General features: G+C 68.2%; 19 protein-coding genes and 1 pseudogene. 13 read left to right on the top strand and 7 right to left on the bottom strand.

Annotated elements, in window-relative coordinates; genetic code table 11:
• Nucleotides 1–2: 2 nt before the first annotated feature.
• From ADBZ6K_RS01060 to ADBZ6K_RS01070, 3 genes are all read right to left on the bottom strand, one after another.
• Nucleotides 3–572, bottom strand: coding sequence for a type 1 glutamine amidotransferase domain-containing protein (locus tag ADBZ6K_RS01060; protein WP_526343973.1), 570 nt, complete (start codon nt 570–572; stop codon nt 3–5).
• A gap of 316 nt (nt 573–888) precedes the next feature.
• Nucleotides 889–2,466 (bottom strand): MFS transporter, encoded by a 1,578-nt coding sequence (locus ADBZ6K_RS01065; RefSeq protein ID WP_526343974.1) that lies wholly within the window; start codon nt 2,464–2,466, stop codon nt 889–891.
• Nucleotides 2,466–3,188, bottom strand: coding sequence for an LppX_LprAFG lipoprotein (locus ADBZ6K_RS01070; protein WP_526343975.1), 723 nt, complete (start codon nt 3,186–3,188; stop codon nt 2,466–2,468). The genes ADBZ6K_RS01065 and ADBZ6K_RS01070 overlap by 1 nt, the downstream gene beginning before the upstream one ends.
• Nucleotides 3,189–3,321: 133 nt before the next feature.
• Between ADBZ6K_RS01070 and ADBZ6K_RS01075 the strand changes: the two genes are divergently transcribed.
• From ADBZ6K_RS01075 to ADBZ6K_RS01090, 4 genes are all read left to right on the top strand, one after another.
• On the top strand, nt 3,322–3,921 hold the full coding sequence (locus ADBZ6K_RS01075; protein ID WP_526343976.1) for a riboflavin synthase: 600 nt from the start codon (nt 3,322–3,324) through the stop codon (nt 3,919–3,921).
• Nucleotides 3,922–4,015: 94 nt separating this feature from the next.
• Entirely contained in the window at nt 4,016–5,290 is a 1,275-nt protein-coding gene (locus tag ADBZ6K_RS01080) for a bifunctional 3,4-dihydroxy-2-butanone-4-phosphate synthase/GTP cyclohydrolase II (RefSeq protein WP_526343977.1), read from the top strand.
• Complete coding sequence (gene ribH / locus ADBZ6K_RS01085; protein WP_526343978.1) at nt 5,287–5,769, top strand: 6,7-dimethyl-8-ribityllumazine synthase; 483 nt, start codon at nt 5,287–5,289, stop codon at nt 5,767–5,769. The genes ADBZ6K_RS01080 and ribH overlap by 4 nt, the downstream gene beginning before the upstream one ends.
• Nucleotides 5,766–6,221 (top strand): PH domain-containing protein, encoded by a 456-nt coding sequence (locus tag ADBZ6K_RS01090; RefSeq protein WP_526343979.1) that lies wholly within the window; start codon nt 5,766–5,768, stop codon nt 6,219–6,221. Before ribH ends, ADBZ6K_RS01090 begins: the two co-directional genes overlap by 4 nt.
• Here ADBZ6K_RS01090 and ADBZ6K_RS01095 read toward each other — a convergent pair.
• Complete coding sequence (locus tag ADBZ6K_RS01095) at nt 6,211–6,687, bottom strand: GNAT family N-acetyltransferase (RefSeq protein ID WP_526343980.1); 477 nt, start codon at nt 6,685–6,687, stop codon at nt 6,211–6,213. The two genes, ADBZ6K_RS01090 and ADBZ6K_RS01095, sit on opposite strands and share 11 nt — an antisense overlap.
• A 4-nt stretch (nt 6,688–6,691) precedes the next feature.
• Nucleotides 6,692–8,721 (bottom strand): annotated as a pseudogene (locus ADBZ6K_RS01100) (gamma-glutamyltransferase family protein).
• Here ADBZ6K_RS01100 and ADBZ6K_RS01105 point away from each other — a divergent pair.
• The 5 genes from ADBZ6K_RS01105 to whiA all read left to right on the top strand — a co-directional run bounded on the left by ADBZ6K_RS01105 (nt 8,624) and on the right by whiA (nt 13,968).
• Entirely contained in the window at nt 8,624–8,857 is a 234-nt protein-coding gene (locus ADBZ6K_RS01105; protein ID WP_526344369.1) for a hypothetical protein, read from the top strand. The pseudogene ADBZ6K_RS01100 and the gene ADBZ6K_RS01105 overlap by 98 nt on opposite strands.
• Nucleotides 8,858–8,932: 75 nt before the next feature.
• Entirely contained in the window at nt 8,933–10,954 is a 2,022-nt protein-coding gene (gene uvrC, locus ADBZ6K_RS01110) for an excinuclease ABC subunit UvrC (RefSeq protein ID WP_526343981.1), read from the top strand.
• 68 nt (nt 10,955–11,022) lie between these two features.
• Nucleotides 11,023–11,916 (top strand): RNase adapter RapZ, encoded by an 894-nt coding sequence (rapZ, locus tag ADBZ6K_RS01115; RefSeq protein WP_526344333.1) that lies wholly within the window; start codon nt 11,023–11,025, stop codon nt 11,914–11,916.
• 25 nt (nt 11,917–11,941) lie between these two features.
• Nucleotides 11,942–12,991, top strand: a complete 1,050-nt coding sequence (gene yvcK / locus ADBZ6K_RS01120) for a uridine diphosphate-N-acetylglucosamine-binding protein YvcK (protein WP_526343982.1) — start codon at nt 11,942–11,944, stop codon at nt 12,989–12,991.
• Nucleotides 12,982–13,968 (top strand): DNA-binding protein WhiA, encoded by a 987-nt coding sequence (gene whiA / locus ADBZ6K_RS01125; protein ID WP_526343983.1) that lies wholly within the window; start codon nt 12,982–12,984, stop codon nt 13,966–13,968. The genes yvcK and whiA overlap by 10 nt, the downstream gene beginning before the upstream one ends.
• 77 nt (nt 13,969–14,045) lie before the next feature.
• Here whiA and ADBZ6K_RS01130 read toward each other — a convergent pair whose 3' ends face one another.
• Complete coding sequence (locus tag ADBZ6K_RS01130) at nt 14,046–19,529, bottom strand: ATP-binding protein (RefSeq protein ID WP_526344334.1); 5,484 nt, start codon at nt 19,527–19,529, stop codon at nt 14,046–14,048.
• A gap of 215 nt (nt 19,530–19,744) precedes the next feature.
• Here ADBZ6K_RS01130 and ADBZ6K_RS01135 point away from each other — a divergent pair, with 215 nt between their 5' ends.
• From ADBZ6K_RS01135 to ADBZ6K_RS01150, 4 genes are all read left to right on the top strand, one after another.
• A complete protein-coding gene (locus ADBZ6K_RS01135) occupies nt 19,745–20,032 on the top strand; it encodes a hypothetical protein (RefSeq protein ID WP_526343984.1) in 288 nt (95 codons plus the stop codon).
• A 16-nt stretch (nt 20,033–20,048) separates the two neighbouring features.
• Nucleotides 20,049–20,453, top strand: coding sequence for a helix-turn-helix domain-containing protein (locus ADBZ6K_RS01140; protein WP_526343985.1), 405 nt, complete (start codon nt 20,049–20,051; stop codon nt 20,451–20,453).
• Between the two features lie 89 nt (nt 20,454–20,542).
• The gene (locus ADBZ6K_RS01145; protein WP_526343986.1) at nt 20,543–22,267 is read left to right on the top strand and encodes a PHA/PHB synthase family protein; all 1,725 of its coding nucleotides are present in this window, start codon (nt 20,543–20,545) and stop codon (nt 22,265–22,267) included.
• Nucleotides 22,264–23,040 (top strand): alpha/beta fold hydrolase, encoded by a 777-nt coding sequence (locus ADBZ6K_RS01150; protein ID WP_526343987.1) that lies wholly within the window; start codon nt 22,264–22,266, stop codon nt 23,038–23,040. The genes ADBZ6K_RS01145 and ADBZ6K_RS01150 overlap by 4 nt, the downstream gene beginning before the upstream one ends.
• A 73-nt stretch (nt 23,041–23,113) precedes the next feature.
• Here ADBZ6K_RS01150 and ADBZ6K_RS01155 read toward each other — a convergent pair whose 3' ends face one another.
• Nucleotides 23,114–25,075, bottom strand: a complete 1,962-nt coding sequence (locus ADBZ6K_RS01155) for a 3-oxoacyl-[acyl-carrier-protein] synthase III C-terminal domain-containing protein (RefSeq protein WP_526343988.1) — start codon at nt 25,073–25,075, stop codon at nt 23,114–23,116.
• Nucleotides 25,076–25,090: the final 15 nt, after the last annotated feature.

Here is a 25,090-nt window from a genome sequence, read left to right on the forward strand (position 1 = left end):
GCCTAGACGGTCCCGGCGAACGCCCCGATCAGGGTGTTGCAGAACGCTGGGAGATCATCGGGTTTGCGGCTGGAGATCAGGGTGTTGGACCCGCGCGAGCATTCCACCACCTCGTCGTCGACCCATTCGGCGCCCGCGTTGCGCAGGTCGGTCCGAAGGCTGGGCCACGAGGTGAGGGTTCGGCCGCGTACCACGTCGGCCTCGATGAGGGTCCACGGCGCGTGGCAGATCACCGCGACCGGCTTGCCGCTGTCGAAGAAGCCCTTGACGAAGGCCACCGCCGATTCGCGGGTGCGCAGATAATCCGGATTGGCCACCCCGCCGGGCAGCACCAGCGCGTCGTAGTCGTCGGCGGACACGTCATCGGTCGATCGGTCCGCCTCGAATGTGTCGGCCGGGGTGAGGTGGTTGAACGCCTGGACCTTACCGACTTCCGTGGACACCAGTTGCGCTGTCGCGCCCGCCTTCGTCACCGCATTCCACGGATCGGTGAGCTCTACCTGTTCGGCACCCTCTGGCGCTACCAGGAATGCGATCCGCTTCCCGTCCAGCCTCGACGGTGTTTTGGTCATCGATGACCCTCCCATCCATTGATTGCACGTCCGTTCGGGTTACCCGCAGTGTCGTTTCAGCAATCGGAGTGGGCGCATCGGTACACTCGTACCAGAGCGCTTTCACCGCTGAGCAGCGCGCCCTGTGTATTCAAGCAAAGGACAAATGAGCGTGACTGCACTGCAGGACTGGCTCAACATTTCGCCTGCGACCTCAAAGACCGTTCGGTTGATTTTTTTCGGACCGCTACGGGATCTGCTTTCCAGCAAACGCGACGACAACCGGTACCGCACTCCGCTGTTACGTCGCGGCCTCGAGCGCTGCTGACGCGGCCCGCTAGGTCCGGGCGGTACTGACTTCGGTCTGCGGTTCGGGCGACTCCGGGTCTTCTGGGTTCTCACCGGGTGCGCTGCGCCCGCTGATCAGCAGCCCGAGCAGCGCGCCCACCACACACACCACCGCGGTGATCGCGAAGATCTCCCCGTACTGCAAGACGTAGGCCTCGCGGTACCTGGCCGCCTCGGCGGCCAGCCGTTCGGCCAGCGTGTTGCCACCGGGCTGTGCGGGCAGGGTCTGTAGGTGCTGATTGAACCGGTAGAGCCCCCAGGCGCTGAGGGCCGCCAGGCCCACCAGCATGCCGATCATCCGGGCCACCACGACCGCGGCCGAGGCGATCCCGTGCTGCGCGGGGGGTACGACCCGCAACGTCGCCGACGTCAGCGGGCCGATCACCAGCCCGAGTCCGAGACCGGCGATGGCCAGGTCGGTATCCAGCGCGGGCAGGGTGAACAGGCCAAGTTCGTGTCGCGCCGCCAGGATGTCGACCGGCCACTTCGATACCAGCCAGTAGCCGCCGGCGGCGATCAACAGCCCGGTGAAGGCCACCCACCGGTCGCCGACCCGGGTGGCTACCCAGCCGCCTACCAGCGCGCCGATCGGCAGCGCGATCAGGAACCGCAGCAGCAGGAACGCCGCTTGGTTCTGGTCCTGGCCCAGCACGCCCTGGCCGAACAGCTCCACGTTGACCAGCGTCACCATCAGCGCCGCACCCGCCGCCAGCGACGCACCCAGCGCGGCGAGGAAGGGCCGGAAGTGCACCCCGGCGGGTTCGATAAGCCGGGTGCGGGCGAACCGCTCCCAGGCGAAGAACGCCACCGCGGCCATCAGCGCGCCGAGCAGCAACGGCACACCGTAGCTGGGCAGCACCGTCTTACCGTCGGGTCTGGGGTTGTACAGGCCCCAGGTCGCAAGTCCCAGCGCCAGCGCGAGCAGGACACCGCCGACGACATCCACCTTCTCCGGCGCCTCGCTTCGCTGCCGCGACGGCAGGCTGAAATGGATCAGCACCACCGCGACCGCGGCCAGAGGGACGTTGATCCAGAACACGTCGCGCCAGCTGTTGAGCAGCCAGACCACGCCTATGCCGTAGAGCGGTCCCAGCACGCTGCCCAGCTCCTGGGCGGCGCCGATGCCGCCGAGCACGGCGGCGCGATTGCGTTGCGACCACAGGTCGGCCGCCAGCGCCAGGGTGACCGGCAGCAGGGCGCCGCTCGCGGTGCCCTGGATGGCGCGGCCGATCATCATGGGAAGCAGGTCGTTGGACAGCGCGGTGATCACCGAGCCGACCGCGAAGCCGACGAGGCTGAGTTGCAGCACCAGCTTGCGGCCGAACCGGTCGGACGCGCGGCCCAGCAGGGGCATAGCCGCGATGTAGCCGAGTAGATACCAGGTGACGATCGGCGTGACCCGCTGGATCTGATTGATGCCGATGCCGACGTCTCGCATGATGTCGGTCATGATCGTGACGACGACGTAGGTGTCCAGCGCGCCGAGCAGCACCGCCAGCCCGCCCGCGGTGATCGCGATCCGGCGGCCCGACGTCACCTCGGGCGTGGTCGTGGGGGACGTCGTCATCACACCGCCGGCTTCGCCACGGTGACCGGCTTACCCCAGTCCGACATCGTCATCGTCACGCTGTTACCCGGGCTGGGCTCCATCTTGGCCTGGACGAGGTCGTGGTTGCCGTCCTCGCGGATCCACGCCGTCCCCGGCACCGGGGCGGTGGCGCCGATCTGTGGGGCGATCTGGTTGACCGCGTCGGGCTTGATGTTTCCCGTCACCCGTACCGTCTGGACACCGTTGATGGTCTCCCGCCCGTCGGACTTGGCATCGGAGAAACTGTTCAGCATGTTGGCCAGCCCGGTGCTGGGGTTCAGGATGACCGACACGTCGTAGACGTCGGCGGCCGGACCGAAGTCCTGCAGACCGCCGCCCGCGGTGATCGAGGCGAACAGGGTGCCGTTGGCGACGACGAAGCTCACGCCCTCGAGCTTCTGGCCGAGGAAGATGATGTTGGCGGTGCCCTGCGCCGCGACGGCGGGCACCGACGTCAGGTCGCCGTCGAGTGATTCGATGGGCAGCTCCTTGATCTCACCCGCGACGGAGAGTTTCAGGTGCACGCTTGTCTGCCCGCTGGTCGTCTGGCTGGACTGCTCCAACAGCGTCGCGGCGTCGGGCAGGGGCGCGCTGTCCGTTTCCGACGACGAGCACCCGGTCATCAGCACGACACCGGCGAGCAGTGCGGCGAGCCAGGGGGCCAAGCGCGACAGGACAGCGTGGCGGGGGCGCGTCTGCATGACTGCATCGTAGAGGGTGCGCGGACGTGGACGGTTTCGCCGCGCGCCGGGTGGAAGCGGGATCGTGGCTTGTGAACTGGACTTTCGACGAGTGCCCGCGGGCCGCGGCGCGCCAGCCCCTAGCCTGGTCGGTGTGTTTACCGGAATCGTGGAAGAACTGGGTGAGGTCGTCGGCAAGGAGGATCTGCCGGACGCGGCCCGCCTGGTGATCCGCGGGCCCGTCGTCACCTCCGATGCCGGGCACGGCGACTCGATCGCCGTCAACGGGGTGTGCCTGACCGTCGTGGACGTGCTGCCCGACGGGGCGTTCAGCGCCGACGTGATGGGTGAGACGCTGCAGCGTTCCAGCCTGCGGGGCATCGATGTGGGCAGCCGCGTCAACCTGGAGCGCGCCGCCGCGCTCAACAGCCGGCTGGGCGGGCACATCGTGCAGGGCCACGTGGACGGCGTCGGGCATGTCATCTCGCGCACACCGTCCGAGCACTGGGAGGTGGTGCGGATCGCGCTGCCGACGGCGCTGGCCCGCTACGTGGTGGAGAAGGGCTCGATCACCGTCGACGGCGTATCGCTGACCGTCTCGGCCATCGGTCCCGACTGGTTCGAGGTCTCACTCATCCCCACCACGTTGCAGTTGACCACGCTGGGCGGCGCCGAGGTGGATGCGCATGTCAATCTCGAGGTGGACGTCATCGCGAAGTACGTCGAGCGGTTGATGGCGGCGAAGGGGCAATAATCGCCCACCCGCCGTGGTTCATACTGAACAGGCAGGGACGAGGGTTCCCGGGCGAGACCGGCAAAGGTGGCACGGTGGTTGTTTGGGTGGCACGGTGACGAGGCTCGACTCCGTCGAACGGGCGGTGGCCGACATCGCCGCGGGCAAGGCCGTGGTCGTCATCGACGACGAGGACCGGGAGAACGAGGGCGATCTCATCTTCGCCGCCGAGAAGGCCACCCCCGAACTGGTCGCGTTCATGGTCCGCTACACCTCCGGCTATCTCTGTGTACCGCTGGACGGCGCGGTGTGCGACCGGCTCGGCCTGCTGCCGATGTACGCGATGAACCAGGACAAGCACGGTACCGCCTACACCGTGACGGTCGACGCGAGAAAGGGTGTCGGGACGGGTATATCGGCCTCGGACCGGGCGACCACCATGCGCGCGCTCGCCGACCCGGCGGCGGTGGCCGAAGACTTCACCAAACCCGGCCACGTCGTTCCGCTGCGGGCCAAGGATGGCGGTGTGCTGCGCAGGCCGGGCCACACCGAAGCCGCGGTCGATCTGGCCAGGCTGGCGGGTCTGCGGCCTGCCGGGGCGATCTGCGAGATCGTCAGCCAGAAGGACGAAGGCGCGATGGCCCAGACGGACGAGCTGCGGGTGTTCGCCGACGACCATGGACTCGCCCTCATCTCCATCGCCGACCTCATCGAGTGGCGCCGGAAGCACGAGAAGCACATCGAGCGGATCGCCGAGGCGCGTATCCCCACCCGCCACGGGGAGTTCCGCGCCGTCGGGTACACCAGCATGTACGAAGACGTCGAACACGTGGCGCTGGTCCGCGGCGACATCGCAGGACCGCACGGCGACGGCCACGACGTGCTCGTCCGGGTGCACTCCGAATGTCTCACCGGCGACGTCTTCGGCTCGCGCCGCTGCGACTGCGGCCCGCAGCTGGACGCCGCGATGGCGATGGTGGCCCGGGAGGGCCGCGGTGTGGTGCTGTACATGCGTGGACACGAGGGCCGCGGGATCGGCCTGATGCACAAACTGCAGGCCTATCAGCTGCAGGACGCCGGCGACGACACCGTCGACGCGAATCTCAAGCTGGGCCTGCCCGCCGATGCGCGCGACTACGGCATCGGCGCGCAGATCCTGGGTGACCTCGGGGTGCGGTCCATGCGGCTGCTCACCAACAATCCGGCCAAGCGGGTCGGGCTGGACGGCTACGGCCTGCACATCATCGAGCGGGTTCCGCTGCCGGTGCGGGCCAACGCGGAGAACATCCGCTATCTGATGACCAAGCGCGACCGGATGGGTCACGATCTGTCCGGACTCGACGACTACGACGACGCGGTTCTGCCCGGCGAGTTCGGCGGTGCCCTGTGAGTGGAGGCGCCGGGGTTCCGGATATGCCCGCGCTGGACGCATCTGGGCTGCGGCTGGCCATCGTGGCCAGCACGTGGCACGAACGGATCTGCGACGCACTTCTCGACGGCGCCCGCAAGGCGGCCGCCGAGGCGGGCATCGACGACCCGACGATCGCACGGGTGCTCGGTGCCATCGAAATCCCGGTTGTGGCGCAGGAATTGGCACTCCACCACGATGCCGTCGTGGCGCTCGGCGTGGTGATCCGCGGCGAGACCCCCCACTTCGACTACGTGTGCGACGCGGTCACCGCCGGCTTGACGCGGGTGTCGCTCGACGCGTCGACGCCGGTGGCCAACGGGGTGCTCACCACCAACACCGAACAACAGGCGCTTGCCCGCGCCGGGCTGCCGGGTTCGACCGAGGACAAGGGTGCGCAGGCCGCAGCGGCCGCCCTGTCCACCGCCCTGACCCTGCGCGAGCTGCGCGCGCGCTCATGACCGACGCATGCGGGTGGGATATCGAGCTGCGTCCCCGCATGACCCCGATCTTCGCCTACGGTGCTGCGGTGATCATCGTGGCCATTCATGTCGCGGTGGGTCTGCTGCTCAAGGTCGGCTCCAGCGGCGTGATCTTCCAGACCGCCGATCAGGTGGCGATCGCGTTGCTCGGTGTTGTCATCGCCGGGTTCGCGTTATTGCTGACCCGGCCCCGGCTGCGGGTGGGTCCGGCGGGCATTGCGGTGCGCAATCTGTTCGCCTACCGGCTGATCCCGTGGTCCGACGTCGTGGATGTGTCGTTTCACCGGGGCGCGAGGTGGGCACGCGTCGATCTGCCCGATGACGAGTACGTTCCGGTGCTGGCGATCCAGGCCATCGACAAGGGCCGCGCGGTCGACGCGATGGACCGCGTACGCGGCCTGATGGCCCGGTACCGCACCGTCACACGCTGAGTGACATCGCCAGTTCGTCCGGCGGCATGCCTCTTTCGGCCAGCGTGACGGCAAAGCCGAGACTCTCGTAGACGTTGCGCGCCGCCGCGTTGTCCGCGGCAACCCGCAGCGTGACGGTTTCGGCTTTCCTGAGCCGCGCCCAGTCCACGGCTGCCTCGACGAGCGCACGGGCCAGGCCATGGCCGCGGGCGCCGGGGTCGAGCCACAGCGAATACAGATACACCCGACGGGTGCTCTCCTGCTGGGCGCCGATCAGGCCGACCGGCCGATCGCCGATCAGCGCGACGAACTGGGCGTGTTCGCGCAACCGGCGGCGCCACTGGGCGACGGTGAACGCCGCCTCCTGGCGGTATTGGGGGTCGTCGACGCCGAGCGAGTCGGTCAACGCACGCAGCCGCACCACCGCGAAGGTCCGCCAATCGGATTCGGCGAGCCGGGCGATCCGTGCTCCCGTCTCACCGTCCACCGAGTCACGCGCCCGGCCGGCGCGGGTCGCCCATCACGAGTCCTTCCCGTCGCGGGTCCGCTCCGCCCACCCAGCCCGAGCCGGGATCGCGGACGATCGCGGACAGGCCGCTGGACTGATCGGCGAGGTCGACCTGGTGCCCGAGCGCCCGCAGCCCCTGCACCAGGGGGTCGTGGTCACCGTTGTCCGCCGTGTCGATCACCGGGTGTTCCCCGCCCACGTTCGTCTTCGGGGTGTTCGCCGCGCCGAAATCAACCATGGACACCGCCTGCTGCGGGTCCAACCCCCAATCAACCATGCCGACAAGGGTTTTCACCACGAACTGGATGATCACCGAACCGCCGGGCGAGCCGAGCACCGCATACAGCTCGCCGCGCGAGCCGGGCGGACCCGATGCCGGCCGGTCGAAAACCAGTGTGGGTGCCATCGTGCTGCGCGGGCGTTTGCCGGGCTGCACCCGGTTGGCCACCGGCACGCCGTCGGGACCGGCGGGCTCCGCGGAGAAATCGGTGAGCTGATTGTTGAGGATGAAGCCGTCGACCATGTGGAACGAGCCGAAGGCCGACTCGACCGTGGTGGTCAGCGAGGCGGCGTTGCCGTCCGCGTCGACGATGCTGATCTGACTGGTCCCGTGCTCGGGCGTGGGGGGCGCAGGTGAGGACGGCGCGCCGAACTCGCCGGGTTTCGCGGTGCCCATCGAGCGTTCCGGTGAGATCAGCGCGGCGCGGCCGGCCAGATACGGACCGTTGAGCAGCGTGTCGGGGCTGCCGCCGGGCAGTGGCACGAAATCGGAGTCGGCCACGTACTTGTCCCGGTCGGCATATGCCAGCCGTTCGGCCTCGGAAATCAGGTGGACGCCCATCACCGCGGGGCGGCCTCCGTTGAGGTCGATGTCGGTGGGTTTGTGATCGCTCATCGGGAAGTGTTCGAGGATGCCCAGGCTGGCGGCCACCGCGATGCCACCCGAGGAGGGGGGCGGCATGCCGCAGATCTCGCGTTCGCGGTACGACGTGCACAGCGCTTCGCGTTTCCTGGCCGTGTAGCGGGCCAGATCGTCGGTCGTCATCAGGCTCGGGGTGCGGCCTGCGGTCGAGTCGGTGGCCGCGGCGATGATGCTGTTGGCGATCTCACCGGTGTAGAAGGACTGCGCGCCGCCGGTGGCGATGGCGCCCAGCGTCTTGGCGTACGCGGGGTTGGTCATCCGGGTGCCCGCCGGCTTGGGGCTGCCGTCCGGCCTGAGGAAATACGCGGCGGCCTCGGGGTCCACCGCAAGATCGGCGGCGGCACCCGCGATCGCGGTCGCCAGGCGGGGGCTGACGTCGAAGCCGTCGTCCGCCATGTCGACCGCGGGCTGCCACAGATCGCGCCAGGCCGATTTGCCGTGCTCGGTGTGGACGTCGTCGAGCATTCGCACGATACCGGGCACGCCGATCGAACGTCCGGACGCCCGCGCATCGGGTTTCGGTTCGGTTCGGTCGGTGTCGTCGATCCAGCGCAGATAGTTCTCCGTGGCCGCGGCCGGTGCCACCTCGCGCCCGTCGTATGCCTGCACGGAGTCGGCCGCGGCGTTGTAGTACAGCAGGAACCCGCCACCGCCGAGGCCCGACGACTGCGGCTCCACGAGCCCGAGTACGGCCTGCGCGGTGACCAGCGCGTCGGCTGCGGTCCCGCCGTCGCGCAGCACCCGGCACGCCGCCTGCGTGGCCAGCGGATTGGCGGTGGCGACCGCGAAGGTCGCGGTCGCCACGGCGGTCATGTCCCCTTGCGGTAGCCGGTTGCGAGTTCGGGGCTGGTGGCGAGGTTGGGAGATGCAGGGGTGGGTTGGGTGGGAGAAGCAGGGGTGGGTTGGGTGGGAGAAACAGGGGTGGGTTGGGTGGGAGAAGCAGGCGTGGGTTGGGTGGGGGCAGGCAGGGGGGGTTGGGTGGGAGAAGCAGGCGTGGGCTGGGTGGGAGAGGCGGGCGTGGGAGACGCGGGAGCGGGGGAGGCCTGCACGGGAGAGGCTGGTGTCTTGGGCGTCGTCGTGCCGATGGACACGATCTCGCAGGGCCGCGCCGTCGGTGTCGAAGGCGATTCGTCGGGACTCGCGCAGGCGGCCAGCACCAGCGTCAACCCGGCCAGCAGGGCGGTCATCGGCCGGGCGGAGGACGGAATCCGCATTGTTCGACGGTAGAGCATCGGTCCAGCCGGACGGGGATGACATCCCGGGCCTGAGTCCTCGTCGTCCCCGCCCACTAACCTGGGTGGCGTGCCCGATCCAGCGACGTACCGCCCGGCGCCCGGATCGATACCCATCGAGCCCGGTGTCTACCGCTTCCGGGATCCGCACGGCCGGGTGATCTACGTCGGCAAGGCCAAAAGCCTGCGCAGCCGTCTGACGTCGTACTTCGCCGACATCGCCGGTCTCGCGCCCAGGACAAGGCAGATGGTGATGGCCGCGGGCAGCGTCGAGTGGACGGTGGTCAGTACCGAGGTCGAGGCGCTGCAGCTGGAATACAACTGGATCAAGGAGTTCGACCCGCGGTTCAACATCCGCTACCGCGACGACAAGTCGTATCCGGTGCTGGCGGTGACGCTCAACGAGGAGTTCCCCCGCCTGATGGTCTACCGCGGGCAGCGCCGCAAGGGGGTGCGCTACTTCGGTCCGTACTCGCACGCCTGGGCGATCCGCGAAACGCTCGACCTGCTCACCCGCGTCTTTCCCGTCCGCACGTGCTCTGCGGGTGTGTTGAAGCGGCACAACCAGATCGATCGTCCGTGTCTGCTCGGCTACATCGACAAATGCTCGGCACCCTGTGTCGGGCGGGTCAGCGCCGAGGAACACCGCAAGATCGTGCTGGACTTCTGCGATTTCCTGGCGGGCAAGACCGACCGGCTGGCCCGCGACATGGAGCACCAGATGGTCGAGGCCGCCGAGCGGCTCGATTTCGAGCGGGCCGCCCGCCTGCGCGACAACATCTCGGCGCTCAAGCGGGCGCTGGAGAGGCAGACGGTGGTGTTCGGCGACGGCACCGACGCGGACGTGGTGGCGTTCGCCGACGACGAGTTGGAGGCGGCCGTGCAGGTGTTCCACGTCCGCGGTGGCCGGGTGCGCGGCCAGCGCGGCTGGATCGTCGAGAAGTCGGGTGAGCCGGGCGAATCGGGCCAGGAGCATCTGGTCGAACAGTTCCTCACCCAGTTCTACGGGGATCAGGCTGAGCTGGGCGGGGCCGCCGACGAGGCATTGAACCCGGTCCCGCGCCAGATCCTCGTCCCGGTGCTGCCCCCGAACGCCGACGAGCTGGCCGCCTGGTTGTCGGCGCTGCGCGGGTCGCGGGTCGTGTTGCGGGTACCGCTGCGTGGTGACAAGCGGGCGCTCGCCGAGACGGTCCACCGCAACGCCCAGGAGGCGCTGACCCAGCACAAACTCAAGCGGGCAGGCGACTTCAACGCCAGATCCGCTGCGCTGCAAAGCATTCAGGATGCACTGGGGCTCGCCGACGCACCGTTGCGCATCGAGTGCGTCGACGTCAGCCACGTACAGGGCACCGATGTGGTGGCCTCGCTGGTGGTCTTCGAGGACGGGCTGCCGCGCAAATCGGATTATCGGCACTACGCGATCCGGGAGGCCGCGGGCGGTGGCCGCTCCGACGACGTTGGTTCGATCGCCGAAGTGACGCGGCGACGGTTCCACCGGCACCTGCACGACGTGCAACATTGGCAGGGCCACAACCCGGATGGGACGGGGGCGGCGCTCAAGCCCCGCAGGTTCGCCTACCCGCCCAATCTGTTCGTCGTCGACGGCGGCGCCCCCCAGGTCAACGCGGCGCAGTCGGTCCTCGACGAGCTGGGAGTCACCGACGTCGCGGTGATCGGGCTGGCCAAGAGGCTCGAGGAAGTGTGGGTGGCCGCGGGAATGGGCCTGGGGCCGGATCCGATCATCCTGCCGCGCAACAGTGAGGGCCTCTACCTGTTGCAGCGGGTTCGCGATGAAGCGCATCGGTTTGCGGTCAGCTATCACCGCAGCAAGCGGTCCAAGCGGATGACCGCATCGGCCCTCGATTCGGTGCGCGGGTTGGGGGAGCATCGGCGCAAGGCGCTCGTGACGCACTTCGGGTCGTTGGCGCGGCTGAGAAAGGCCACCGTCGAGGAGATCACCGCGGTGCCAGGCATCGGGGTGGCGACCGCCAGAGCGGTGCTCGCGGCGCTGGCGGTCGACGAGGCTGGGCCCGCCGATTCGACGGCGTCGGCCGCAATCGTCGATGATGATCAACGCAAGGCATCGGTATGACGGGGTCGAGCGTGAGCGGGGAGATGCGGGGCGACTGGGACGGTCAGCATGACCCGGACGGCGGCGGCATGAACCTGCCCGGCTCGCCCGGCGCGGATGCCGGCATCGACGTGGTACTGGTGACGGGCCTGTCGGGTGCCGGCCGGGGCACGGCGGCGAAGGTCCTCGAGGATCTCGGCTGGTACGTCGCCGACAACCTGCCCCCCGAACTCATCGCGCAGATGGTCGACCTCGGACTCGCCGCGGGATCGCGCATCACCCAGCTCGCGGTCGTGATGGACGTGCGCTCCCGGGGATTCACCGGTGACCTCGATTGGGTGCGCAGCGATCTCGGCGCCCGCAACATCTGGCCCAGGGTGCTGTTCATGGAGGCGTCCGACGACATCCTGGTGCGCCGTTACGAACAGAATCGTCGCAGTCACCCACTTCAGGGCAATCAGACCCTCGCCGAGGGCATCGCCGCCGAGCGCGCCATGCTCGCGCCGCTGCGCGCGGCGGCCGACCTGGTGATCGATACTTCAAAATTGTCGGTGCCGTCGCTTCGGGAGAGCATCGAGCGCGCGTTCTCGGGGCGCACTGTGGCGCACACGAGCGTCACCGTCGAATCGTTCGGCTACAAGTACGGGTTGCCGATGGACGCCGATACGGTGATGGACGTGCGGTTTCTGCCGAATCCGCACTGGGTAGACGAACTTCGGCCGCACACCGGGCAAAGTCCGGCCGTCCGCGACTACGTGTTGGGTCAGCCCGGCGCTCCGGAGTTTCTCGACACCTACCATCGTCTGTTGAACGTCGTGATCGACGGCTACCGGCGGGAGGGGAAGCGCTATATGACGGTTGCGATCGGCTGCACCGGTGGCAAACACCGCAGCGTGGCGATGGCCGAGGCGCTGGCCGCGCGTCTGCAAGGCGGTGACGACCTCACGGTGCGAGTGCTGCACCGGGACCTGGGTCGCGAATGAGCTTCCCCGCACGCGAGGAGGACAGATGAGCTCCCGAATCGTCGCTCTGGGCGGCGGGCACGGCCTTTACGCCACACTGTCGGCGGCCCGCCGGCTCACGCCGCACGTCACGGCCGTGGTCACCGTCGCCGACGACGGCGGCTCATCCGGCCGGTTGCGCAGCGAACTGGATGTGGTGCCGCCCGGCGACCTCCGGATGGCGTTGGCGGCGTTGGCATCGGACAGCCCGCACGGCCGGCTGTGGGCGACCATCATTCAACACCGGTTCGGCGGCAGCGGTGCGCTGGCCGGACATCCGATCGGCAACCTGATCCTGGCCGGTCTGAACGAGGTGCTGGCCGACCCCGTCTCGGCGCTCGACGAACTAGGCCGCATCCTCGGGCTCAACGGCCGGGTGTTGCCAATGTGTCCGATCGCGTTGCAGATCGAGGCAGACGTGGCTGGCCTCGAGACCGATCCGCGGATGAGCCGCGTGATCCGTGGGCAGGTGGCGATCGCCACCACCGTCGGGAAGGTGCGCCGGGTCCGGCTCCTTCCCGGTGACCCGCCTGCGACCCGCCAGGCCGTCGACGCGATCATGAGCGCCGACCTGGTGGTGCTTGGCCCTGGTTCGTGGTTCACCAGTGTCATACCGCATGTCCTGGTGCCGCAGCTGGCGCAGGCGCTGGAGGCGACGCCGGCGCGCCGCGCGCTGTTGCTCAACCTCGCCGCCGAACCAGGGGAGACGGCGGGTTTCTCCGCCGAACGCCACATTCATGTGCTGGCGCAACACGCGCCCGGCTTCACCGTGGACGTCATCATCGTCGACGCGGCCAGAGTGCCGAGCGACCCGGAGCGGGAACAACTCAGCCGTACCGCGAGCATGCTCGGCGCCCACGTCGAGTTTGCTGACGTGTCCAGACCTGGTACACCTTTACATGACCCGGCGAAGCTGGCCGCGGCACTCGAGGCGGTCCGCCTCAGTGGCGGCGCATCCGCGCGACGACCCGCTGCGACCCCCGCCGGCCGGTCGGCCGATGTCACCGGTCAGCGACCGGCACCGCACAGACCGAGAGGTGACGATCAGTGGCGATGACAGCCGAGGTCAAAGACGAGTTGAGCCGGCTGGTCGTCAATTCGGTGAGCGCCCGGCGCGCGGAGGTGGCCTCCTTGCTGCGGTTCGCAGGCGGTCTGCACATCGTGAGCGGGCGGGTGGTGGTCGAGGCCGAGGTCGATCTGGGCATCATCGCGCGGCGGCTGCGCAAGGACATCTACGACCTCTACGGGTACAACGCCGTTGTTCACGTCCTGTCGGCCAGCGGCATCCGCAAGAACACCCGCTATGTCGTGCGCGTCGCCAAAGATGGGGAAGCGCTGGCCCGACAGACCGGCCTGCTGGACCTGCGGGGCCGCCCGGTACGGGGACTGCCCGCGCAGGTGGTCGGCGGGAGCGTCGCCGACGCCGAAGCGGCGTGGCGAGGAGCGTTTCTGGCTCACGGCTCACTCACCGAACCGGGACGGTCGTCGGCGCTTGAGGTCAGCTGTCCAGGACCGGAGGCGGCGCTGGCCCTCGTCGGGGCGGCGCGGCGGCTCGGGGTCAGCGCCAAGGCGCGCGAAGTGCGCGGCAGTGACCGCGTCGTGGTACGCGACGGGGAGGCGATCGGCGCCCTGCTGACCCGGATGGGCGCCCAGGACACCCGGCTGACCTGGGAGGAGCGGCGGATGCGCCGCGAGGTGCGCGCCACCGCCAACCGGCTGGCCAACTTCGACGACGCGAACCTGCGGCGCTCGGCGCGTGCGGCGGTGGCCGCCGCGGCCCGGGTGGAGCGGGCGCTGGAGATCCTGGGCGACACCGTGCCGGATCACCTGGCCTCGGCAGGCAAGCTGCGGGTCGAGCACCGCCAGGCCTCGCTCGAGGAACTGGGTCGTCTCGCCGACCCGCCCATGACGAAAGACGCTGTGGCGGGCCGCATCCGGCGTCTGTTGTCGATGGCCGATCGCAAGGCGAAGCACGACGGCGTTCCCGACACGGAGTCGGCAGTCACGCCGGACCTACTCGACGACGACGCCTGATACCTGACGTCCCGGCGCCCGCCTGGTCGGCGGCGATCGGTGATCGATCACCGCCGACCCGGAGCGGGGCGCCGTGGTCAGCTGTTGCCGACTACGGCGCCTTCCAGGCGGGCCATGCCGCGTTCGAGGGCTGCGGCGATGCGCGGTCGCAGTTCGGCGGCGGGGATGATCTGGTGCACGGAGCCGACGGCCTGGGCACGTTCGACGTTGTGCACGGCTTCGAACTCCGCGGCCACCTCGCCCAGTTTGTCCGAACGCACGGCGATGCGGGTGTCGGCCAGCTTGACCCGCAGGCTCGCGGTGGCCGCGTCGTCGGTGCTGGCCGCCAGCTGCGCTTCGAGGTCACGCACGGCCGGGTCGGCCGCGGTGCGGGAGTTCACCTCGCGGGTGAACACCACCGCCGCGGCGGGCGCGCCGCCGATGACCGAGGAGAACGAACCCTCGATGGCGAGCACTTCCATGTTCTCGTTGAGTGCGTTGGAGAACACCACGAACGCCCCGCCGTGGTAGCGCGAGACCACGCAGAACACGATCGGCCCGTCGAAGTTCACGATGGCCCTGCCGATTTCGGCGCCGTTCTCGAGCTGCACGTTGCGCAGCGACTCCGGTGAGCCGTCGAATCCGGACAGGTTGGCCAGCACCACCAGCGGCCGGTTGCCGCTGGCCGCGTTGATCGCCCGTGCGGTCTTCTTCGAGGACTGCGGGAACAGCGTGCCCGAGGTCCACTGGTCGGGTCCGTCGGCGGGCACCCATCCCTTGCGGGAAATCATCCGCGACTCGATGCCGATGACGCACACCGGGATTCCGCTGATGTGCGCGTCGACCACCACGGAGGTATCGGCGTCGGCCATGTCGGCCCACCGTTCGAGGGTGGGATGATCCTGGTCGACGACCGCGCGGATGACCGTGCGGATATCGAACGGCTTCTTGCGGTCCTTATTGGTGGCATCGGCGAAGATGTCACCGACACGGGTGAATTCGCTCGACGGGTGCTGGTGGGGATAGTCGCGCACATCGCGGTCGACAGGGTCGGTGGTCTCGGCGCGGCGGGGGAAACGTTCTCCTGCAGCGACATACGCGTGGTCGTAATGGGTGAACAGGATGTCGATCGCGGCCTGCAGGTTCGGCGCCCAGTACTGGGCCTGGCCGTTGGGGCCCATCACGCGGTCGTAGCCGCCGATGCCGAAGTTGTCCTCGGCCGACACACCGCCGGAGTAGTCCAGGGACTGCTTGCCGGTGAGCACCATGGCGCTGTCGGGCGTCATGACGAGGATGCCCTTGGTGTGCATCAGCATCGTGGCTTCGGCGTTCCAGTAGGGCTGCGCACCGACGTTGATACCGGCCACGACGACGTTGATCTCCCCGCCGTCCTGGGTGAAGGTGATGATGCGGCGCAGTGCCTTGGACACCCAGTCCATGTTCTCGGTGCCGCTTTCCATCGAGATGGTGGCCCCCGAGGACAGGGCGAACCACTCGACGGGCACGGACAGCTCTTCGGCGAGATCCAGCGCGGCGCACACCCGTGCGCATTCGGCCTCGGCGACGGTGCCCAGCGCCTTGGTCGGATCGCCGAACATTGCCACCCGCGTCATCCCCTCCGGGTACAGCTCGGTGGGCCGGTTCACCACGCCGACGATGAGCCCGGCGGTGTTGCGGCCGTACGGCCGGTCGACCGGACCGAACTCGCCCGATGCGGAGAAGTCGTACTCGGTGAAGCTGCCGTCGCCGCCGGTGAGCAGCGGGATCAGCTCGTACGGGTAGACCAGGCCGCGGGCCTGCGAGCGCTGCACCTTCTGCGCATAGCCGTCCAGTGTGCGCAGCGCCTCCGTCGGGGGCTCGGTGACCGACGCCGCCACCCCGGCGCCCGGGGTGTTGGTGAACCGCACCGCGACCCGCCGCGGCTTCTCGTCCGGGCTGCCCTTGAGGCTGGCCAGGATGGTGACCTCTTCCAGCCCGGCGCCGGTGGTCAGCGGCGCGATCCGGCGCACGATCGCCGGAGCGCGTTCGGTCGGGATCTCCAGCACCGGCCAGACGTAGAGCATCACCCGGTTGTTGTCGATCCGCTTCTTGCCACGCCCGGTCTGCACCCGGCGAATGCCGTCGATACATGCAGCCAGCGTGCGCTCCAGGGCCGGGATACCGACGATCTCGCCCGCCTCGTTGAGTTGCGGTGTGGCGTCACGCACTTCGGCGAGTGCGATCAGGCGTTCGTCGGACGGGTTCTCCGATGCGGTCACGTGGAACAGATAGGTGCCCTCGGCGGCGGGCATGCGGGTGCCGTCGAAGTTCTTCAGCCGCCACAGGTCCAGGCGCTGGCCGGTCAGCGGATGCATGTCGCGGATGGTCAGATCCTCGGCCAGTCCGTCGGTGCCCGGGCGGAACGTCAACTGGTGGACGTCGCGGCCCACCACCGTCAGCGTCACCCGGCGCCAGTTGGCGGCGTTGGGATGGCCGTCGAGCACCTCGCACAGCGCCTCCGAGAGCTTCTCGCTGTCGGACGGGGCGTCGGGCCAGGACACATAGACGTCGACGACCAGGTCGCTCTTGTCGCCGGCGACCTCGTCGACGGCGAGCAGGGTCGCGGCCAGCCGTTCCCGGTCGGTCACCGTCGACACCAGGTGCAGCTGGTCGCCGGCCAATTCGTAACTGCCGGTGACGAACTGGCTTCCCGCCCGGTCGAAGACCTCGACATCCTCCAGCGCGCGGATCTCGTAATACTGTCGAGTGACGATCTCCAGCAGCGGACCGGGATTCGTAATCCGTTGCGCCAGAAGATCGATCAGCAGCTCGGGGGTGGCCACCAGGGACTGGATGCGCTCGGCGTAGTCCGCGGCGCCGGGGTTCTGCTCCAGGTAGGCGACCCCTTCGCGGACACCCTCGTAGACCTGCTCGCGCACCTTGGCGATCTGCGGCTCGTCGAACAACCGGAACCGCAGGTTACGCGCGATATCGCCGATCACCGGGTAGCGCACCTGGGTGGCGCCGATCAGCCGCTCGAGGACCTCACCGACGGCGGAGGTGGGTGCCGCGGCGAGGTCGTCGGCGGTGCGCCAGCGGCCGAGCAGCGCGGTGATGACCGGGACCTGGTTCTCCATCCGCTGCAGCGCCAGGAACAGCCGGTATACCGCCTCCTGCAGCTCCTCACTGGGCTCCAGGTCCGTCACGTCGTAATTGCGAAGGGCGCGGGCGATCTTGGTGCGGAAGCTCTCCGGCAGCCCCTCCAGCTCGGCGTCCAACGAATGCAGGAACGAGTGGAAATGCTCGCGCGGGCTGTGCACCCGCTCGTCGGTGTCCTCCTCGTCAAGGGTCGGACGGTTACGCGACAGCTCGCAGATGTCGGCGAACGTGTCGAGCAGTCCGATCTCGGCGCTGACGAGCTCGGCATTGTCGCGGGGCTGGCTGGCGCGCAGCGCCTCGTACTCCTTGACCAGGCTGCGCGCACGATCGGGGCCCACGTCATAGCCGATGATCAGCCCGCGCAGCTCGTCGAGCCGGGCCCGCGCCTCGGTCAAGGGGCTGGCGTCAGCGCTGACCGGCTGACTGCGGAACTGCACCCGCGGCAATTTCTCGATGGCCGACTCGTCGCCGATCTGGTCGAAGCGCAGCAGCGCCGCGCCCGCGTCGACCTGGCTGTTGACCGTCGCCATGATCTCGCGCACCCGCCCGGCGGTCGGTGCGCGCAGGGCGGTCTCCATCTTCATGCTCTCGACCACGACCAGGGTCGTGCCCGCCTCGACCTCGTCGCCGACGGAGACGGGCACGGCGACCACCACGGCCGGGGCCAGTGCCCGCACCAGGCCGGCTTCGTCCTGGCTGATGCGGTGGCTGATGCCGTCCACCTCGACGAGGAATCCGGTCGCACCGCCGACGGCCACGACGTGGAAACGCGTGTCGCCCAACGTGAGCCTGCGCTCGAAGTCGCTGAGCCGTTCGACGTCGATGACCAGCTCGCCGCTGTCACCGGCGATGCGGTAGCTGTGCGGACCGATCTGGCCGACGGTGATGCCGTAGGCGTGGCCCTGGTAGTTCAGCTCGACCTTGCGCCCGATGGCGTGCGAGGCGCGGGGGCGTCCACCGCGTGCCGAGGCCAGGAAGCTGGCCCGTTCCAGGCTCTCCTCGGCCTCGTAGGCCTCCACCGCCGCCGCGATCAGCGCGATGTCGGCTTTGGGGGTCGGGCCGGTGGCCGTGCCGATGCCGGTGCGGTCGAGCCACCCGGTGTCGGCCGAGGCCGTGATGACCTCCTCGCGGTCGAGCAGGTCCAGCAGGAACGACTTGTTGGTGGTGCCGCCGTCGATGACGACCGTGGTCTCACGCAACCCGGTACGCAGCCGCGCCAGCGCCTCGTCACGATCACGACCCCACGCGATGACCTTGGCGACCATCGAGTCGTAGTCGGGCGGAATGACGTCTCCCTGCGCGATACCGGTGTCCACGCGCAGACCCGAGCCCAGCGGGAACTTCAACAGCTGCACGCTGCCGGGTGCGGGGGCGAACCCGTTGTCGGCGTCCTCGGCGTTGAGCCGCGCCTCCACCGCATGACCCCACTCCGGCGGACAGTCGCCGGGCAGTTCGTAGCCGCCCGCGACCAGGATCTGCAGCTTCACCATGTCGAGGCCGGTCGTCACCTCGGTGATCGGATGCTCCACCTGAAGACGGGTGTTGACCTCGAGGAACGTGAACGTCTTCGAGGCGGGCTGATAGAGGTATTCGACGGTGCCTGCGCCGCGGTAACCCGCCGCCCGCACCAACTCCGCCGACACCGACCGCAGATGATCGGCCTGCTCCTTGGTCAACAGCGGTGAACTCGACTCCTCGATGACCTTCTGGTTGCGCCGCTGGATCGAGCAGTCGCGCACCCCGGGTGCCCACACATTGCCGTAGGCGTCGGCCATGATCTGCACCTCGACGTGGCGGGCTTCGCCCACCAGACGTTCGATGAACACCACCGGGTCGCCGAAGGACCGCTCGGCCTCACCCTGCGTGCGATCCAGGGCGACCTCGAGCTCCTCGGGGGCGTACACCTTGCGGATACCGCGCCCGCCGCCGCCGCTGCGGGCCTTGATGATCAGCGGATAGCCGATCGCCTCGGCATGGCGGATGGCATCCTCACGGGTGGTGACCGGGCCGCCGCTCCACGGCGCCAGCGGTACACCCACCTTCTCGGCCAGCAGCTTGGCCTCCACCTTGTCGCCCAGCGTCTTCATCGCAGCGGCCGACGGCCCGATGAACGTCAGGTTCATCCGCGCGCACAATTCGGCGAAGGCGATGTCCTCGGCGACGAAACCCCACCCCACCCACACGGCGTCGGCTTCGGATTCGCGAAGCGCGCGCTCCAGCGCGGCGTGATCGAGGTAGACGATGCCATCGGTGGTCTTCTGCAGCGTTACCGCTTCATCGGCCTGACGGACGAACATCGCGCGCCGCTCTGCGTCCGTATGCAAAGCGATTGTCTTTATGCCGCAGTCATATTCGGCATTCAACTCACGCACGGCTCGAATCAGGCGAACCGCGGCCTCGCCGCGGTTTACTACCGCAATTCGTTTGGGAAACTTGACTGTCAACTTGTCGGCGTCCGGCACGCGGCCAAGTCTATGTCTGACAGTGGCAGACACGTGCTGAATCGGTAGGTTGAGAGATGAGACACAAATCTGATTGATGCATCTAGCACTCGCCTGTTATATTTAGCGCGACGGTGGGGGCGCTACTGTCGCCACGACCGGCTCGTCCGAGACCCTCTCGAGACCCTCTCTAGTCCCTCAACAGATCCAGGAGAATCATGTCCGACACCAAGATCGATGTCCTCGACGCGACGCAGAAGGTCGGCGAGCAGTTCGTCGCCGCCATCAAGCAGGGCCAGGGCCTGTACCTCGATGTCGTCCGCGCGTTCGCCGAGGCGCTGCCCGCCGTGCCCTCGCGCCTGACGGACAACCCCGCCGCGGGTGCGCTGCCCGACATCCCGGCGCTGACCGCCTACGGATTCGACCTCGCGGTCGAACTGCTGGAGGCGCAGAAGGAATTCGCTGTCACGCTGGCGGGGACGTTCAGCCCGGCCAAGTCCGCCTGAGCGCACTCGTCGCCACATGAGTGGCCTTAACGTCAACGGAGCGGCTGCGGGACGGCCGAAGCGGGACCGCAACCTGCTGGGGTCGTTTATCCGCGCGCAGCGGCAGATGGCGAATCTGTCGCTGCGCGAGCTCGCCGCGCTCACCCAGATCTCCAATCCATATCTCAGTCAGATCGAACGGGGCCTGTCCGAACCGTCGGCACGGGTCCTGAAGTCGATCGCAGAAGCGCTGAACCTGTCTGCGGAGGCGTTGTTCGCCCAGGCCGGCCTGATGCCCGAGGCGCAGCCGCGAGACGAAGAGGCAACCGAGACCGCGATCCGCACCGATGACCGGCTCACGGAGCCCCAGAAGCTGGCACTTCTCGCCGTTTACCGCAGCTATGTCGCGTCCAGCGGGCCGTCCGGACCGCTGGGGATGTGACCGGGCCCCGGGCAGGACATACTCTCACCAACATTAGCGGTACCATTTCCGCCGGCCCGCTTACTACAACGGACACCCCAAGGAGGGCAATGTCGCCGTCAGACGCACTCGAAAAGTCCATCTCGCGCCCGGTAAACGACCTGGTCGGGATCGCCGAGGACTTCACCTACGTAGCGGACCCGGCAGCCCTGATGCGCGAACTCCTGGCTACCGGCGCGTTGACGCTGAAGAACCCGGCGGCGGTACTCGCGGCGAATGCCCGGCTGGTCTGGGGATCGGTCGGAGCTCTGCGGGCCGCAGCCGATCGGACTTTCGGCCGTGACACGGCCGGCCCCATCGCGGTGCCGCGCAGTGACCGCCGGTTCTCCGATCCGGCCTTCCAGGACAACCCCGCCTACTTCCTGCTGGCGCAGGAGTACCTGCTGTTCAGCCAGTTGGTCAACGAGCTCCTCGATGCCGCCGATGTGAGCGGGTCACGCGCGGCCAAGGCCCGCTTCATGGCCAATTTCATCGTGGACATGCTCTCCCCGACGAACACCCTGCCGGGTAACCCCGCCGCGATCCGCGCGGCGTTCGACACCGGCGGCAAGAGCGTGGCCAGGGGCCTCAAGAACATGCTGGAGGACGTGCGCCACAACGGTGGCTGGCCGTCCCAGGTCGACAAGACCGGCTTCGAGGTCGGCGTCAACATGGCGTCCACCCCTGGCACCGTCGTGTACCGCAGCGAGCTCATCGAACTGATCCAGTACACCCCGCAGACGCCGGAAACGTACTCCGTTCCGCTGCTGTTCTGCCCGCCCTGGATCAACAAGTACTACATCATGGATCTGGCCCCCGGTAAGAGCCTGATCGAGTGGGCCGTCCAGCACGGACACACCTGCTTTGCGATCAGCTACCGCAACCCCGACAAGTCCATGAGCGATCTGGGCTTCCGCGACTACCTGTTCAAGGGTCCGCTGGATGCGGTGCGCGTCGTCAAGGAGATCACCGGAGCGCCGGCGATCAACACCCTGTCGGTCTGCCTGGGCGGCACCCTGACCGCACTGGGCCTGGCCTACAACGCCGCGAAGGGCGACGAGTCGATCAACTCCGCGACGTTCCTCAACACCCACACCGACTTCACCCAGCCCGGCCTGCTCGGCATCTTCACCGACGAGGCGACGGTCGACGGCCTGGAGAAGCAGATGAAGAAGAAGGGCTTCCTCGACTCGTCGAATATGGCCCGGACCTTCAGCGCGCTGCGACCCAACGACCTGATCTTCCAGTACGTGGCGAACAACTGGCTGCTCGGCAAGAAGCCGCCGTCGTTCGATCTGCTTGCCTGGAACGAGGATTCGACCCGGATGCCGGCCCGGATGCATTCCGAGTACCTGCGGTCCTGCTATCTGCGCAACGAGTTCGCGCGCGGTGAGTTCGAGGTCGAGGGCATCCGCCTGGATCCCGGCCTCGTCGACGTCGACGCGTATGTGCTTACCGCGGTCGACGACCACATCGTGCCGTGGACCTCGGGCTACAAGACCTCGCAGCTGCTGGGCGGCAAGAACCGGTTCGTGCTGAGCACCTCGGGCCACATCGCCGGTATCGTCAACCCGCCCAACCCGAAGGCCAAGCACTGGGTGAACGACAGCCTGCCCGCCGACCCGCAGGAATGGAAGGCGAACGCGCAGTTGGTCGATGCCACCTGGTGGGAGGACTGGATCACCTGGGTCAGCGAACGCGGCGGCGAGAAGGTTCCCGCGCCGGCGCAGGCCGGCAGCGACGAGTATCCCCCCATCGAGCCGGCGCCAGGGACATACGTCCGGGCGACCACGTGACCCAGGTGGCCCTCGCCGCCGACTACGCCTTGGCTTCCGGTGACGCGGTCGTCACCAACCGGGTGGTGTCGGTCGGCGGGGTCCGGGTTGCCGCACGGATGACCGGGTCGGGTGAGCCCTGCCTGCTGCTCAACGGCTTGTCGCGGCCGATGCAGAGCTGGGCGTCGTTCGGTGACGCCCTGCACGGCAGGACGATCATCACCTTCGATGTGCCGGGGGTGGGGCAGAGCCACGCGCCGGTCGTGCCGTACACGATGTCGATGCTGTCGAACATTGCGGTCGGTGTGCTCGACGCGTTCGGCGTCGACGCCGCCGACATCGTCGGGTTCTCCTTCGGCGGCGCGCTCGCCCAGCAGATCGCGATCGGCCATCCCAAGCGGGTGAAACGGCTTGTGCTGCTTGCCACTTCGTGCGGTATCGGGGCGGTGCCAGGCCGAGGTCGCGATGTCACCCGGAGCCTGCTGCGGCCCAATGACGGGACGCGCTGGGCCGCGCCCGATCCGATGGGTCTGCTCTATCAGCTGGGTGCGATCTCGACCTGGACCAGCATCCCGTATCTCGGCAGCATCGCCGCACCCACGCTGCTCATCTGCGGCGACGGCGACAAGGCCATCCCGCCCGCTAACAGCAGGCTGCTCGCGGCGCGCATCCCCAACGCCAGGCTGGCCACGGTCGGCGCCGGTCACGACCTGCAGAAGCCGGGTGCCGCGCCGATCGTCGCCGCCCTGGTCCAGCGGTTTCTCGACGGCGAGGACGAATTCGCGGCGAGCTGAACCCGCCGCCTAACGAGTCCGGCACCCGCAACGGGGTTTGAATCCCGTCGCAGGTGCCGGACTTTTTGGGTATCTAGCCGAAGGCCAGCGTCACGTCGTTGCCCGACGGAGTCGGAGCCGAGTCGGGAATCATCGGCGCTTCGCTCGTCGAGGCCACCTCTTCTTCGCGGGCGACGACGTCGGGATCAATGCGCAGAATCGAGTAACCGGCGACCGCCCCCGCGCCGAACCCAGGCGCGAAGACGCGGGTCGGCTTGCTGATCACGCCGTCGCGAACGGCGTCATGGATGGCCAGCGGAATGCTCGCCGACGACGCGTTGCCGACCTGTTCGATGTTGAAGTACAGCTGGTCGGCGGTGATGCCCGCCGCGGCGGCCAGCTCGATCACCATGGTCTTGTTGGCCTGGTGGGGGATGATCAGCTCGATGCTGGCCAGCAGCGACTCGGCCGCGCCGTCCGGATCCGGCAACGCCCTGATGTCCTCCAGCATCTGCTGCAGGTAGCGGCCGGCCAGTGATTTCACCTCGGGGCCGTAGACGGTGATGTTGTTGGCGAATGCGGGGTTGGGCCACAGGATCGAGTTCACCTGGCTGACCGGGCCGCTGGCGTAGGTTTGCATGAACTCGATGTCGGGTGTCTCGCCCTCGGCCGCGGGCCCGAGGACAATCGCCGACGCGCCGTCGCCGAAGATCATCCGGGAGGGACGGACGTTGCCGATCTTGTCGGAGAACTTCTCCGAGCACACCAGCAGCACCGGCCTGCGGACGGTCTGGAGCACCCGGGCGGCCTCCGCCATACCGTAGCTGAGGCCGGCGCACGCGGCGACCAGGTCGAACGAGCAGTGCGTCTGCTGGATACCCAGCTGACCCGACAGCCATGCCGCGATCGACGGGATCAGCCGCGAACTGGTGCATGTGCAGACGATCACCGCCCCGACCTGCTCGGGCCCGACGTTGGCGTGCGCCAGCGCGGCGCGGGCGGCCCGCAGCGAGATCTCCTCGAGAGTGTTCCAGGTGTACCGGCGCTTCTCGATTCCGGTCTTGGCGCTGATCTCGTCGGCCGACATCGGTGACCAGTTGTAGGCGCTGTTGCGGATCAGGTCGTCGTTGCTGCACACCTGTTCGCCGTGGACGGCCGCGATCGACATGATCTTCGGCAGTACCTTCAGGTCGTTGCGCACGTCGATGGGGTCGTACGGCTCCACGGGTTGCACGGGCTGTAACTTCACCGGACCGGCCGCCTTCGGCTTCATCGGCGCCTGACCCGACTTCACCCGGGTCAGGAACTGCCCGACCTCCGAGTCACGCGGATGGAACAGCACGATGTAGTCGTCGTCGCGCAGCTCGCTCACCGGCGTCAGCGCGGCGTCGCTGCGCGACCACGGATACTGGTTGTGCAGCACCATCGACCAGCGGTGCAGCGCCTCCAGCTCGGGGACGTCCTCGTCGCAGTCGATGATCTCGCTGTAGCTGTACCGGCGGAAGTCCGGGTCGTACTTGTTGAGCCGCAGGGTCTGATTGTTCGGGTCGGCGACCAGCTCGCTGACCGTCGGAATGATCGCCGAGAGCTTGGTGGCGTGGTTGCGGCGGTGGCCGAACACGTCGAAGAGGATCTCGAAGATGCTGTCCTCGACCTCGTCGTTCCACTGCGCAGGCAGGTTGGGGAAGGCGGAGAACACCGCCGACACCTTGGTCTCGCGATCCTGCCACGGCGTCTGGATCGGTACGAACACGTCGTCGCGGCGGCGCGGCACATCGGCCCAGCGGGTCGGCTGAACGTCGTACATCGTCATCTTGTACCGGTTGGCCCAGAACAGGTTCAGCGCTAGATCGCGCATCAGCTCGAACTTGGATTTGTACGAGCCGGTCTTGATCCTGTCGAGGATGTCGGTGCCCGTCGGTGACTTCGAGTCGAAGTCACGCTGAATCACCTTGTCGAGCTGCTCGAGGCTGTCGAAGGTGGAGAAATCCAGATCGGGAAAGCAGTTCGCGGGAAAAACGAGCTTGCCGTGCTTGTTGAGTTCAAACGCAGGCACTTACTACCACCTTGT

It is taken from the genome of Mycobacterium sp. (assembly GCF_044223235.1).
Lineage (GTDB): Bacteria > Actinomycetota > Actinomycetes > Mycobacteriales > Mycobacteriaceae > Mycobacterium.